The 13,645-nt window shown below is 55.0% G+C and carries 11 protein-coding genes; 4 read left to right on the top strand and 7 right to left on the bottom strand.

The window, feature by feature from the left end:
- Window positions 1-3 precede the first annotated feature (3 nt).
- Entirely contained in the window at window positions 4-1,350 is a 1,347-nt protein-coding gene (locus ABA45_RS16965; protein ID WP_157035565.1) for an HD domain-containing phosphohydrolase, read from the top strand.
- Here ABA45_RS16965 and phoU read toward each other — a convergent pair.
- From phoU to ABA45_RS16990, 5 genes are all read right to left on the bottom strand, one after another.
- On the bottom strand, window positions 1,316-2,038 hold the full coding sequence (phoU, locus tag ABA45_RS16970; RefSeq protein WP_048388126.1) for a phosphate signaling complex protein PhoU: 723 nt from the start codon (window positions 2,036-2,038) through the stop codon (window positions 1,316-1,318). The two genes, ABA45_RS16965 and phoU, sit on opposite strands and share 35 nt — an antisense overlap.
- Window positions 2,039-2,082: 44 nt before the next feature.
- Window positions 2,083-3,000, bottom strand: coding sequence for a phosphate ABC transporter ATP-binding protein PstB (pstB, locus tag ABA45_RS16975; protein ID WP_048388129.1), 918 nt, complete (start codon window positions 2,998-3,000; stop codon window positions 2,083-2,085).
- Window positions 3,001-3,010: 10 nt separating this feature from the next.
- Window positions 3,011-4,288: a phosphate ABC transporter permease PstA gene (gene pstA, locus ABA45_RS16980; RefSeq protein ID WP_048388130.1), complete on the bottom strand. Its 1,278-nt coding sequence runs from the start codon at window positions 4,286-4,288 to the stop codon at window positions 3,011-3,013.
- Window positions 4,281-5,669, bottom strand: a complete 1,389-nt coding sequence (pstC, locus tag ABA45_RS16985; protein WP_048388132.1) for a phosphate ABC transporter permease subunit PstC — start codon at window positions 5,667-5,669, stop codon at window positions 4,281-4,283. Before pstC ends, pstA begins: the two co-directional genes overlap by 8 nt.
- Before the next feature lie 148 nt (window positions 5,670-5,817).
- A complete protein-coding gene (locus ABA45_RS16990; protein ID WP_048388133.1) occupies window positions 5,818-6,876 on the bottom strand; it encodes a substrate-binding domain-containing protein in 1,059 nt (352 codons plus the stop codon).
- Window positions 6,877-7,104: 228 nt separating this feature from the next.
- Here ABA45_RS16990 and ABA45_RS16995 point away from each other — a divergent pair, with 228 nt between their 5' ends.
- Both ABA45_RS16995 and ABA45_RS17000 read left to right on the top strand, forming a co-directional pair.
- Window positions 7,105-7,506, top strand: coding sequence for an acyl-CoA thioesterase (locus tag ABA45_RS16995; protein WP_048388135.1), 402 nt, complete (start codon window positions 7,105-7,107; stop codon window positions 7,504-7,506).
- 71 nt (window positions 7,507-7,577) lie between these two features.
- On the top strand, window positions 7,578-8,375 hold the full coding sequence (locus ABA45_RS17000; protein ID WP_048388136.1) for an undecaprenyl-diphosphate phosphatase: 798 nt from the start codon (window positions 7,578-7,580) through the stop codon (window positions 8,373-8,375).
- A 47-nt stretch (window positions 8,376-8,422) separates the two neighbouring features.
- Here ABA45_RS17000 and uvrD read toward each other — a convergent pair whose 3' ends face one another.
- Together uvrD and ABA45_RS17010 are read right to left on the bottom strand one after the other, a co-directional pair.
- Window positions 8,423-10,588, bottom strand: a complete 2,166-nt coding sequence (uvrD, locus tag ABA45_RS17005; RefSeq protein WP_048388138.1) for a DNA helicase II — start codon at window positions 10,586-10,588, stop codon at window positions 8,423-8,425.
- A gap of 194 nt (window positions 10,589-10,782) precedes the next feature.
- The gene (locus tag ABA45_RS17010) at window positions 10,783-12,234 is read right to left on the bottom strand and encodes an aldehyde dehydrogenase family protein (RefSeq protein ID WP_048388140.1); all 1,452 of its coding nucleotides are present in this window, start codon (window positions 12,232-12,234) and stop codon (window positions 10,783-10,785) included.
- A 231-nt stretch (window positions 12,235-12,465) separates the two neighbouring features.
- On the opposite strand from ABA45_RS17010, the gene ABA45_RS17015 reads away from it, so the two are divergent.
- Window positions 12,466-13,482: a histone deacetylase family protein gene (locus ABA45_RS17015; RefSeq protein ID WP_048388143.1), complete on the top strand. Its 1,017-nt coding sequence runs from the start codon at window positions 12,466-12,468 to the stop codon at window positions 13,480-13,482.
- Window positions 13,483-13,645 lie beyond the last annotated feature (163 nt).

The raw sequence follows: 13,645 nt of genomic DNA on the forward strand, positions 1-13,645 counted from the left end.
GTCTTGTCAGAACTCTTCCAGACCGCAACGGCTAACGGATCCATTCTGTTTGTGGATGATGACCAAGCCATTCTTAGTTCTTTGAAACGGCTGATGCGCAAACTACCACTGCAGTGCTGGTATGCCAGTAGCGGCGCAGAAGGTTTACAGATACTGAGCCAGATCAGCGTTGACCTAGTGGTGTCAGACATGCGCATGCCAGAAATGGCGGGCGATATTTTTCTTGCTCAGGTTCGCAGCCTTTACCCGCAGACTGTGCGCTACTTATTGACCGGCCAGTCGGATATGCAATCCACTATAGCCGCGCTGAACAACGGCGGTATAAGCCGGTTTATTCATAAGCCCTGGGCTGATGAAGAACTGCTGATAGCGTTACAAGACTGCGTACGCCTTACCCGCCTGAAAAGCGAAAACACACTGCTGATGGCGCAAACCCAGGTCCAGGCCGAACAGGTGCAATTCATGAACCAGCTACTGGAGAAGCGAGTTAACAAGCGCACTCATATGTTGCGCAACGCCATGCGCCAGCTTGAAACCAGCTACGGTGACTTCGTGCGCGGACTTTCCTACTTTGTCAGCCTGCGCTCCGGCCTGATCAAGGGCCAGTCGCAACAGGTATCTGAGTTGTGCGGCTGGCTATGTGATGCTCTAAACATCCAAGGCGGTGACAAAAAGCATATTGTATCCGCCGCCCTGCTGCATGAATTGGGCAAGCTGGCAATGCCTGAAGCATTGCTAAGTCGATCGGAAGTCCATTTAAACAGCTGCGACCAAGAAAAGTACCGGCAGTACCCGGTGATTGGCGAAATGGCATTGGGTGGCATCAAAACCCTGGAGGCGTCTTCCTTGCTGATTCGCCACCAGAATGAGCATTTTGACGGCTCTGGATACCCCGAGGGGCTAAGCGGCGAAAAAATTCCGCTAGGCGCGCGTATATTATTGCTGTGCAAGCACTACGTAGGCCTGCAAACCGGGATGATGCGGCAAACTCCGCTAACCGCGGAGGACGCTCTCAAGGTGCTGCATCAGCAGGCCGGAAAGCTCTATGACCCGAAACTGGTGACTGCATTTTTTCTTTTGATGATCTCGATGGAGCACGAGACGGTCACACCGCAGGAAAGCATTGTGAGTATTCGGGACTTGGAACCAGGCATGGTGCTCTGCCAAGACCTGATCACAGTTCACGGTGTGCTGCTGATTGCAAGAAATCAGGAAATAACCTTGCTGAACATTCAACGTTTGCGCCATATCCGCGAATTTTACGGCTTTAATCTACCGGTATATGTTGTCAACCCAGCCTCGCCGAAGCTTTACCCTACCGCCCCACCACCCGCTCCGTTTCTTCCATAGACGTATGGCGCACATCCTCACCCTTAACCATGAAAATCACATTTTCAGCAATGTTACAGGCGTGGTCTCCTACCCGTTCCAGAGCCCGCAATACCCACATGATCGACATGCAGCGGGATATGTTGCGGGTATCTTCCATCATATAGGTCAGAAGGGTGCGGGCCGCAGCCTGATACTCTTCATCCACCCGTTTGTCTTCTTTCATCACTCGCAGCGCTTGTTCGGCGTCTAGCCGCGCAAAGGCGTCCAGTGAGTCGTGCAGCATGGCGTGCACATGGCTGCCAATGTGGCGGATTTCCACGTAACCAAGTGATGTTTGACCTTCTTCCTCCAGCTTCAACGCCTGTTTGGCGATTTTTTTGGCCTCGTCGCCCACCCGCTCCAGGTCAACCACCATTTTGATGACCGCGATCACCAGTCTAAGATCCCGCGCCGCGGGCTGACGCCGGGCGATGATGAGTATGGCCTCTTCATCGATGCCAATTTCCATCTGGTCAACGCCACGGTCTCCCACGCGCACTTGTTCCGCCAGAACGCTGTCATTGGCGGTCAGCGCCTGTACGGCACTGCCAACCTGCGCTTCTACCATCCCGCCCATCTCCAGGAAACGGGTTTTCAGCTCCAACAATTCATTATTGAAGCGCTCGGAGATGTGATCGCCATACACCTGATCTTTGCTGTTCGGCATTGTGTTGCTCCGTAAATATTCTGGCCCTACCGGTACAGGTAAGCTTAGCCGAAACGGCCGGTAATGTAGGATTCTGTCAACGGGTGCTGGGGCGAAGTAAACACCGTGTCGGTCTTATTCACCTCCACAAGGTGACCCATGTGGAAATAAGCGGTGCGGTTGGACACCCGAGCCGCCTGTTGCATGGAGTGAGTCACAATAACGATGGTGTAGCTTTCGGACATCTCGGCAATCAGCTCCTCCACCCGTGCAGTTGCAATCGGGTCAAGGGCCGAGCAGGGCTCGTCCATCAGGATCACTTCCGGACTGACAGCAATGGCGCGGGCAATACAAAGGCGCTGCTGCTGGCCGCCGGACATGCCGGTTGCCATGGAATCCAGACGGTCTTTGGCCTCATTCCACAAACCCGCCTTGCGAAGGCTGTTTTCGACAATGTCGTCAAGCTCGGACTTGCGATTTGCCAGCCCGTGAATTCGGGGCCCATAGGCCACATTGTCATAGATCGATTTCGGGAAGGGATTCGGCTTTTGGAACACCATGCCTACTCTAGCCCTCAGTTCAACCACGTCCCGCTTGGAGTCATAGATGTTCTGATCGTCCAGCTCAAGGGAGCCTTTCACGCGGCAAATATCAATGCTGTCATTCATGCGATTCAGGCATCGCAAAAAGGTTGATTTACCGCAACCAGAGGGACCGATGAAGGCAATGACCTCATTTCGGCCAATATCCAGGCTGATATTCTTGATTGCCCGATCTGCGCCGTAAGAAACGTCCACATTACGCAGCTTGAATTTAGGGTCGGCGGTAAATGGCTGTCCAACCGTCTTACCTTCTTCAATCACGGTATCTTCGGGCTTGTCTTCCATCAGGGTATCTTTGCGCTGACTGTCAGGCACGGGAACCGCTGCCCCCTTGCCCAGCATGCCAGCTTCGGCGGAAATACTCGGACTCATCGTATTCATATCATTCTCCTTACCAGCGACGCTCAAGCCGCTTTCGCAGCCAGATCGCCAATGCGTTCATAATGATCATGAAGGTAAGCAGCACCATGATGGCGGCGGATGCCAGCTCCACAAAACCTTGCTCGGAGCTGCTCGCCCAGAGGTAAATCTGTACCGGCAACACGGTGGCTGAACTGAAAAGCCCGTCAGGTACATCCACGATAAACGCCACCATGCCAATCAGCAGCAACGGTGCGGTTTCACCCAGAGCCTGAGCCATACCGATGATGGAACCGGTCAGCATACCGGGCATCGCCAAGGGCACCACGTGGTGAAGCACCACCTGCATCTTGGAGGCGCCAACACCTTCGGCTGCCTCCCGTATTGAAGGCGGGACACTTTTGATGGCGGCACGGCTGGAAATAATGATGGTTGGAAGCGTCATTAACGCAAGTACCAAACCACCGACGACAGGAACCGACCGGGGCATTCCGAACAGGTTTATGAATACCGCCAAGCCCAACAAACCAAAGATGATAGACGGTACTGCCGCCAGGTTATTAATATTCACTTCGATAAAATCGGTGAGCTTGTTCTGGGGCGCGAACTCTTCCAGATAAACTGCCGCCGCAATTCCCACGGGGAATGAAATGGCCAGGGTCACCAGCATGGTCAATAAGGAACCCACAATCGCACCAAGAACACCGGCGTTGGCAGGCTCTCTGGAGTCGCCTCGACTGAACAGCACGTCGTTGAAGCTGGTATCGATAATCCCTTTCTGCACCAGCTCGTCGACCCAACGCTGCTGCTGTTCGGAGAGCTTGATGCTGTACCGAGGATTGTCCGCATGCTTGACGTAGACCGACACCCGATCATGAGTAGGAAACTCAATGGTTTGGGTGGTATTCAAAAGCCCCGGATTTTTTGTCAGTAAATTGCGGATTTCGCTGTCTGCGAAGGTACCCAGAAAACGGCCCAGCTCGCGCTTCTCAGCCGCGCCAGCTGCCTCAGGAACTTGCGCCTGCAAGGCGACAAGAATTGGCGCCTTGAAATCCGCGTTGGACCATTGGTCTTTATCCGTCGGATCATCCAGATACATCAATCCCGAATCGAGAGACACGTCCAGGGTGATGGTGGTCTTTACGAACCCTGTATGTCCCTTGCTGATAATGTCGGCGAACAGGATAAACAGGGACGCGAGTGCAATGAAAATCGCCAGAATTCCATACAGCCGGAACCGGCGTTCCTTACGATACCTGCGTTTCAGCGATTTGCGGACGATCTCCGCCTGAGAACGTTGATCAGTCATACTGTTCCCTATATTTGCGTACTATCTTCAGAGCGACCACGTTGAGCAGCAGCGTGACGATGAACAGCAGCATGCCCAAAGCGAAGGCCGAAAGTGTCTTGGCGCTGTCGAACTCCTGGTCACCCACCAGCAGTGTCGCAATCTGCACGGTTACGGTGGTTACCGAATCCAGCGGATTGGCCGTCAGGTTGGCCGCTAGGCCTGCCGCCATGACCACAATCATGGTTTCACCGATGGCACGGGACGCTGCCAGCAGAATACCGCCAATAATGCCCGGCAGGGCCGCCGGGAAAATCACCTTCTTCATGGTTTCCGATTGCGTCGCACCCAGAGCCAACGAGCCATCGCGCATGGTCTGAGGTACCGCGCTGATCACATCATCTGACAGCGATGACACGAACGGCACAATCATGATTCCCATCACCAAGCCGGCGGCCAGAGCACTCTGGGATGAGGCTTCCATACCCACTGTTGCAGCAAGTTCACGAATAAACGGGGCAACGGTCAACGCAGCGAAAAAGCCGTAAACGACGGTAGGAATGCCCGCCAACATCTCCAGCACAGGCTTTATCGTCGACCGCATACGCTTGCTCGCATACTCTGCAAGGTAGATGGCGGACAGCAAGCCAACGGGAACTGCAACCAACAAAGCAATGGCAGAAATCAGCAGGGTGCCGGTAAACAGGGGAATAACACCGAAAGCGCCTTCGGAACCTATCTGATCGATCCGTATAGCGGTTTGAGGACTCCAGCTGGTTCCGAACAGGAACTCGGTAATCGGCACTCTGTCGAAGAAACGCATGGTTTCAAGAAAGACCGAGAATACGATGCCTGCAGTGGTCAACACGGCCAAGGCAGCACACGCAAAGAAGATTCGGCGCAGGGTAGTTTCTACGTTTTTTCTGGCGTTTATGTGGGGCGCCACGCGGGTCCAAGCAAAGGTTGCTCCCAACACTGCAATCAATACAACCAGGATGGCTTTGAAGTTTCCGCTCTTGTCTTGCATGGCTTCCAGCAATGAAGCCGCCCCGGTAATATGCTTCGGCAAAAACTCAGGGTTGAGGCTACCAGCTGCCACGTTGCTGATTTGAGAAAGAATCAAGCTTGCCTGTCCGGCCGACTCGGGCCAGGTATCCGGGGGCAGCGATGCGATCACAATGCCTTGAATGACCTTGTCTTCAAAACCAGCCCAGACCGCTAACACAACCAGTGCCGGGATAGCGCACCAAAGTGCTGCTCGCGCCGCGTAGTAAAAAGGGAGAGCCTTGAGATTCCGGATGCCGCCAAGGGGCGCTGCCACAGCCCGGGATCGCATATAAGCGAGGCTATAGGCAACCACGGCGAGAACCAGAACCAGGGGCAGAAGATTGGCCGTCTGCATAACAGTCTCTGTGTTGGTGGTTTTAAGTTAACTGGGCGCTTATTCTGCCAGTTTGCCGCACAAAAATATTCATACAATCGCAACAAAGCAACGCAGGCTTGAAAGCCCGCATTGCTTTGTTGTCATCCTTGACGTCGCCTGACCGGCCTTACAACTCGTTACCCGTCATCGGCGCCAGTTCTTTCACAGCTTTAGCAATCTTCATGCGCTCGTTGCGCGGGCTTGGTATCAGGCCTACATCGACCAGGTAGCCGTTATCGCCCCAGGCGCCCTCGCTACTAAACTCGGAAATGTATTCCTGAATACCCGGAACAACGCCCACGTGCGCCTTTTTGACGTAGAACCACAGTGAACGGGCTACCGGATATTGATCGCTGGAAATCGCTTCGGGAGTCGGCTCGACGCCGTTCACGGTCGCGGCCTGGATCTGGCCAGTGTTTTCCATCAGGAAGCTATAACCGAAGATACCGAGGGTTTCCGGGTCTTGGGCCAGACGCTGAACGATTAGGTTATCGTTTTCGCCGGCTTCAACGAACGGACCGTCGTCACGCATGCTTTGACACACTGTCTTAAACTTGTCTTCGTTGTCGTCTTCCATCTGCGCGATCATGGGGAACTGTTTGCAGCCGCTTTCCATCGCCAACTCAACAAACGCGTCACGGGTGCCTGACGTCGGAGGCGGGCCCATTACGCTGATGGCAATATTCGGAAGACTGGCGTCGATTTCACTCCAGTTCATGTAAGGGTTGGCTATCAGCTCGTTGCTGCCGTCTGGGTTAGGCACATCTTTCGCCAGCGCCAGGAAAATTTGTTTCAGGGACAAGTCCAGCTTTTCCGCTTCCTTGGAGTTTGCCATAACAATACCGTCAGCACCGATACGTACTTCGGTGATTTCCTTGACGCCATTGGCCTGGCACATGTCGAATTCGCTCTTCTTCATGCGACGGGAAGCATTGGTGATGTCCGGGTGCTGGGTGCCAACACCTTGACAGAACAGCTTCAGGCCGCCACCGGAACCGGTTGACTCAATCTTGGGCGTCGCGAAATCGGTGTTACGCCCGAAGCGCTCAGCAACCACGGTCGCAAAAGGATATACCGTTGACGAGCCAACAATGCTGATGGTGTCGCGAGCCATGGCCGGAGCCGAAAGTGCCGCAATTGCGCCAGCAAGGGTTACTGTTGTCAGAGCTTTATAGAGTTTAGTCACGGTGTTTCTCCTGGGTTGCATCACTTTTTATATCGACATCTGCTGTTTTGATGGCCCAAGACTAGGCATTCTCTATGACAGGTTTATGACAAAGGCTGAAATTACCTAAATTCACCATCAGAACCGCAAACACACCTGACAAATGGCAGGCGCGGCATTACCATGCAGCTAAACAATTAAGGAATCTGCCAAACCGGCAGATCGCCACTTTTCTTAAAGGTCTGTGTGATGAGCACTTTTGACGACGACAACCCAATGCCCCTCGGCGAGTTAATTCTGCGAATCATTCCATTCCCCGGCGATACCAACGCCAACGGCGATGTATTCGCAGGCTGGCTGGTGAAGCAAATGGATATTGCTGCGGCCACAATGGCAGCCAGGATATCCCAAGGCCGCAGCGCCACTGTGGCTATGGACCGGATGGAGTTTTTGTCGCCGGTGCGAGTAGGCTCGCAGGTTGGCTGTTATTGCGAGCTGATCGAAATCGGCCGTAGCTCCATGAATATTAAAATAGAAGTGTGGACGATGGACCGCTACTCCGAAGATCGCCGCAAGGTAACCGAAGGCCACTTCGTTTACGTGGCGATTGATGATGTGGGCCGTATCCGCGAAGTGCCAGACCAGTCCTGACCCTTGTTGTGTTTAATACCTTGATCTGCTCTAGCGCCCCGGATTGTTGTGAAACCTTGGATTGATACGATATGGACTTTTTTCAGGCGGTTTTTCTTGGCCTGCTGCAGGGGCTGACAGAATTTCTGCCCATCTCCAGCTCTGCCCACCTTATTCTTACACCAGCCCTGCTGGGCTGGCAGGACCAGGGCGTAGGCTTTGACCTGGCCGTTCACGTGGGCACTCTGCTGGCGGTGGTACTCTACTTCCGCCGCGATGTGTTCGGCATTGCCCGCGACGGCCTGGTGTCCATGACCCAGCGCCGGGTTGTAGGCCAGGGTGCCATGGCGTTTTATCTGGTGATTGGCACCATCCCCGCAGGCCTGGCAGGATTGGCGCTGCTAGACATGATTGATAACGAGCTGCGCTCACCTGTGATCATTTTCACCACCACCCTGGTGTTTGGTTTGCTGTTGGGTGTGGCCGACTGGATACCCAAACGCGATCGCTCGCTGGACTCCATTCGTTGGAAAGACGCATTAATTGTTGGCCTGGCCCAAGCCATTTCCCTGGTTCCCGGCACCTCGCGCTCGGGCATCACCATTACTGCCGGCCTTTTTCTAGGCCTCAGCCGCGAAGCAGCATCCCGCTTTTCATTCCTGCTGGCCATCCCGATTACGGCGCTGGCGGCGGGTGTAAAAATTCTGGAAGTGGCGGTGGCGGACATCGCTGTAGACTGGACGGGGTTTCTGATCGGCGGCGTTACGTCATTCGTTATGGCCATCACAGCCATCCACTTCTTCCTGAAGTGGTTGAATAAAGTGGGTATGTGGCCGTACGTGGTTTACCGGGTGATTCTGGCTGGGGTCATTTTTGCGGTTCTGATGTAGGTTTGGGTTTTGGCTGCAGCTTTTACACCGTGCAAACAGCCAAAGCTTTAACAAGCCTCCAGCGGCGCATACGCCAATACCAGCCACTTGGCACCGTCATCAAAGTTAACCTGGATTCGGGTGTGATGGCCGCTGCCTTCGCTGTTCATCACCGTGCCTTCGCCGAACTTCGGATGCATTACGCGCTGCCCCAGGCTGAAACCAGACTGCTTGGCGGATTCCTGACTGAACATACTTTCGTTAGGCCGCGCCACCATGGCTGGGCGGGTCACCGTATTGCGCAGCCGAACCTCTTGAATACAGTCGCCAGGGATTTCCCGCACGAACCGCGACAGCGCATTGAACTTCTCCTGACCGTACAAACGGCGGGATTCGGCGTAGGTTATTATCAGCTTCTTCATCGCGCGGGTAATACCCACATACGCAAGACGGCGCTCTTCCTCCATACGCCCCGGTTCCTCCAACGACATGCTGTGGGGGAACAGACCTTCTTCAACGCCGGCCATGAACACCAGCGGGAATTCCAACCCTTTTGCGGAGTGCAGGGTCATTAATTGCACGCTGTCTTCGTGGTCTTCCGCTTGAGCTTCACCGGCGTCCAAAGCAGCCTGGGCGATGAATTCCGACAGCGGATCAATGCCCTCCTCCACTTCGTAAGTCGTCAACGCATTTACCAGTTCTTCCAGGTTTTCCACCCGCCCCTGACCTTTTTCACCTTTTTCGCTGGCGTGGTACTCCTTCAGGCCGCTGTCGTCGATAGTCTGCTGCATTAGGCCATGCAATGTGCCGTGTTCAGCCAGCGCGGACAGTTCTTCGATGATCGACAGAAATTTCTGCAATCCGGTTTTTGCGCGGCCTTTCATCTGCCCGGCGTCCAGCATGCGCTGGGCGGATTCCCACATTGAGATGCTTTGCTCGCCGGCGTATTGGCGCAAATCGGCCAGGCTTTTGGCCCCTATGCCGCGCGGTGGCAGGTTTACCACCCGCTCAAACGCCGCGTCATCGCGGCGGTAATGCACCAGGCGCAGATAAGCCAGTGCGTTGCGAATTTCCTGGCGATCGTAGAAGCGCAGGCCGCCATAAACCCGATACGGGATGCCCTGACGCATCAGCGATTCTTCCAATACGCGGGATTGGGCGTTGGAACGGTAGAGAATGGCGCATTCGGCGCGCAGGTTGCCGTCTTGCACCCAGCTGGTGATGGTGTCGGCAATGTAGTTGGCTTCGTCTTGCTCGTTAAATGCGGCGTAAAGGCTGACCGGCTCACCGTCAACCCCGTCGCTCCACAGCTCTTTACCCAGGCGGCCCTGGTTGTTGTCTATCACCCCGTTGGCGGCTTTCAAAATCAACTTGGTCGAGCGGTAATTCTGTTCCAATTTTACTAGGCGGGCATTGGGAAAATCGCGCTGGTACTGCTGGATGTTTTCGACTTTGGCGCCGCGCCAGCCGTAGATGGACTGGTCGTCGTCGCCCACCACGGTTAATGGCACGCGGTTGCTGGCCAGCACTTGCAGCCAGGCGTATTGAATAGTGTTGGTGTCTTGAAACTCGTCCACCAAAATATGTTGGAAGCGCTGCTGATAATGAGCCAGCAGTTCTGGGCGGTGCAGCCAGAGTTCGTGAGAGCGCAGCAGCAATTCGCCAAAATCCACCAGGCCGCTTTGCTGACACAGTTTTTCGTACTGGCGGTACACTCGCACCATGGTGCTGGTGAAGTGATCGCCGGGATTTTCCTGAATATTGTCAGCGCGCAGGCCTTCGTCTTTCTGGCTGCTAATCCACCACTGGGCCTGTTTGGGCGGAAATTGGGCTTCGTCGATCTGGGCTTCGCGCATTACGCGTTTCACCATGCGCAGCTGGTCGTCGCTGTCCAGCACCTGAAAGTTTTCCGGCAGGTTTGCGTCTTTCCAGTGGGAGCGCAGCAGGCGATGGGCAATACCGTGAAAAGTGCCAATCCACAGGCCACGAGAAGGTATGTTCATCATACCCTCAATGCGGTGACGCATTTCCTTGGCGGCTTTGTTGGTAAAAGTCACCGCCAAAAGGCCAGTTGCCGGTACCCGGTTCACCTGCATCTGCCACGCCATACGGTGCACCAGCACTCGGGTTTTGCCACTACCGGCACCGGCCAGAACCAGTAAGTGATCGCTTTGTTCCGTCACCGCCTCGCGTTGGGCGTCGTTCAGGCCGTCGATAATGTAGGAAACGTCCATAAAATGTCGCTACTGGTTAAATAAACAGGTCGGGAAGTATACCAGCCTTGAATCGCCCTTGCCGAATATGGGTGCAAGGGGGCAAATTCCACGGGTTTTAGCCAAAAAAACGGTGAGCCGCAGCCCACCGTTTTCGTTCACGCTTTCACGCTTTCACTAACAAACGATAACGCTTGTTTGGCTAGCCAGCGCGATTAAAACCCGCGGGGTACGGTTTGCGCTTCGGTGAATTCAAACAGCCCTTCTTCGCCGCCTTCACGGCCAGTACCCGACATTTTCATACCACCAAACGGCGCCTCTGGCGTGGGGCCGGTGCCAGTGTTCCAGCCCACGTGACCAAAGCGCAGCCCGGCCGCTACGCGCTGGGCGCGTTTGACATCCGCTGTGAACACATAAGAGGCCAGGCCAAACTCGGTGTCGTTGCCGGCAGCGATGACGTCGTTTTCATCGCTAAAGCTGGCAATGGGCACCAGCGGGCCAAAGGTTTCTTCCCGCGAGCAAACCATTTGCGGGGTTACGCCAGTGATGACCGTGGGCGGGAAAAACAAATCGTCATCGTTCAACTCTGACGGCTTTTTACCGGCTACCAAAGTGGCGCCCTGCTCTAACGCATTTTCCAAGTGGCGTTTGACCTTATTGTAGCCATCACGGTTGATCAGCGGGCCTAGGTCCACATCACCGTTGATGCCGTCACCCACGGTCATTTTTCTTACCCGTTCGGCCAGTTTCTGGCTGAAGCTGTCGACAATTTTTTCGTGGGCAAAAATACGGTTTGCGCACACGCAGGTCTGGCCGCTGCCGCGGAATTTATTGGCCACCAGGTTATCAACCGCGGCGTCCAGGTCGGCGTCGTCAAACACGATAAACGGCGCGTTACCACCCAGCTCCAGCGCCAGTTTTTTCACTGAATAAGCGCTGTCTATGATCAGCTGGCGCCCCACTTCGGTGGAACCGGTAAAGCTGAGCATGGGCACATCCGGGCTTTCGCTCAGCACTTTGCCGATCATGCTGGCCTTACCCATCACCAAATTCACCATACCCGCGGGCAGATCAACGTATTTATCCATCAGAGTAAACAGCGCAACCATCGTCAGCGGGGTGGCGCTGGCGGGTTTGATCACCGACGGGCAACCGGCTGCCAGGGCCGCCGACAGCTTTTTTGCAATCATGCCAATGGGGAAGTTCCAAGGCGTAATCAGGCCCACTACGCCGACCGGGCGAAAATGCACGGTCCAACTGCAACCTTTGGGCTTTTGGTTCAGGTTCCGCGGGCTTAACACCTCAATATTTTTAGCGCAGTAATCGAAGAAGCCGGCAGCGTAGTCCACTTCGCCCTGAGCTTCGTTTAACGGTTTGCCGTGTTCAAGGCACAAAATACGGCCCATCTCTGCGCGATTGGCAGTTAGGGCATCACGAATGTCTTCCAGCCACTTACGGCGGGTTTCCAGCGGGTAAGGCGCGGTCAGTTTTTCGGCCTTTTTTGCCGCAGCTATGGCATCGTGCACCTGTTGCTCGGTTACAAACGGCACCTTCGCAATAACGGCACCGGTTGCCGGGTTATCCACGTCAAAGGTCTCAGCAGCGGCTTGTTGCCACTGGCCACCGGCGTATCCGGTTATGTTCTGCAATAACGGTGATTCGATCATTCAGGCTCCCTTACGTAATAGTTAGGCTGTTGCAATAGCGCTCAAGCTGCTGCGATACGATCTGAACGCTCGATCGCAGAAACGCAAATTCTTCCTAACTATAGTGGATGCTGTCCAGCAACCTGTAAAGCTGGCAGCACTTTTTGCGGACTACGTTTTTTTGACCCACGCCAGTCAGTGCCTATACTCGGGTGAGCATGCACTACCGCTCTCTAAAAAGGCCTCCGTAATATGAAAGCATTTTTTCACCCCGCACAAGATCAGCACAGCCCGCAGTCGTACTTTACCCGCGGCCAAATGCGCCAACCGCAAGAAGTGGCAGATCGCACCCGGGAAATGTTGGCGGGCCTGAAGGCCAGCGGTATTCCGGTGCTGCATCCGGCTGACCAAGGTGCGGGCCCCATTGGCAAGGTGCACGATCTGAGTTATCTACGTTTTCTGGAATCTGCCCACAGGCGTTGGAAAGCGATGGGCGATGACTGGGGCGATGAGGTCATGTCCAATATTTTTGTGCACAGCCCCAACGCCTTGAAAGGCGTTCTGGCCGAGGCCGCACGTTACCAGGCCGACGGAAGCAGCCCCATTGGCAAGCACACCTGGGACGCCGCCTACTGGTCGGCACAGACCGCCCTGGGCGCGGCCGACGCCTTGATGGCAGGCGAGCACATCACCTATGCCGTATGCCGCCCGCCAGGCCATCACGCCCGCCGCGCAGCCGCCGGTGGTTTCTGCTATCTGAATAACGCGGCCATTGCTGCCGAGCGCCTGCGCAGCCGATATCAGCGCGTGGCCATACTCGACACCGACATGCATCACGGCCAAGGTATTCAAGAGATTTTCTACAACCGCAGCGACGTACTTTACGTTTCGGTGCATGGCGACCCCACCAACTTTTACCCGGTGGTGGCCGGTTATGAAGAAGAACGCGGCGAAGGCGAAGGCTACGGCTACAACATCAACTTACCCATGCCCCACGGCTCCGATGAAGAGTTTTTTTTCGGCAAGGTCGAAGAAGCCCTGACCGCGCTGAAGCTTTACCAGCCAGATGTTATTGTACTGGCCTTGGGCTTTGATATTTACAAGAACGACCCGCAAGCCAAAGTGTCGGTGTCCAGCGAGGGCTTCTGTCGTTTGGGCAGCCACATTCGCCAACTGGGTCTGCCAACACTGACGGTGCAGGAAGGCGGTTATGACCTAGACACCCTGAGTCACAATGTGCAGCAATTTTTTAAGGGCCTGACGGGCTGAGTCCTGTTGCGGTAAGGCACGTTGAAGACAGTTTCGGTGGATTCCAGCCCAGTCTGGAATCCAGCATTATTGGGTAGCACATCGCCAAAAAAACACTTAGTGTAGCGCCTCGGCCGCCGGCAATCGGACGAGCACCCGTGTGGTGGAGGATGCTGGCCGCATA

Source organism: Marinobacter psychrophilus (genome assembly GCF_001043175.1).
GTDB classification, from domain to species: domain Bacteria; phylum Pseudomonadota; class Gammaproteobacteria; order Pseudomonadales; family Oleiphilaceae; genus Marinobacter; species Marinobacter psychrophilus.

Bases quoted from the DNA above. Each gene is read 5' to 3' on its own strand.
- phoU (WP_048388126.1), bottom strand. From the start codon at position 2,038: ATGCCGAACAGCAAAGATCAGGTGTATGGCGATCACATCTCCGAGCGC.
- pstB (WP_048388129.1), bottom strand. From the start codon at position 3,000: ATGAATACGATGAGTCCGAGTATTTCCGCCGAAGCTGGCATGCTGGGC.
- pstA (WP_048388130.1), bottom strand. From the start codon at position 4,288: ATGACTGATCAACGTTCTCAGGCGGAGATCGTCCGCAAATCGCTGAAA.
- pstC (WP_048388132.1), bottom strand. From the start codon at position 5,669: ATGCAGACGGCCAATCTTCTGCCCCTGGTTCTGGTTCTCGCCGTGGTT.
- ABA45_RS16995 (WP_048388135.1), top strand. From the start codon at position 7,105: ATGAGCACTTTTGACGACGACAACCCAATGCCCCTCGGCGAGTTAATT.
- ABA45_RS17000 (WP_048388136.1), top strand. From the start codon at position 7,578: ATGGACTTTTTTCAGGCGGTTTTTCTTGGCCTGCTGCAGGGGCTGACA.
- uvrD (WP_048388138.1), bottom strand. From the start codon at position 10,588: ATGGACGTTTCCTACATTATCGACGGCCTGAACGACGCCCAACGCGAG.
- ABA45_RS17010 (WP_048388140.1), bottom strand. From the start codon at position 12,234: ATGATCGAATCACCGTTATTGCAGAACATAACCGGATACGCCGGTGGC.
- ABA45_RS17015 (WP_048388143.1), top strand. From the start codon at position 12,466: ATGAAAGCATTTTTTCACCCCGCACAAGATCAGCACAGCCCGCAGTCG.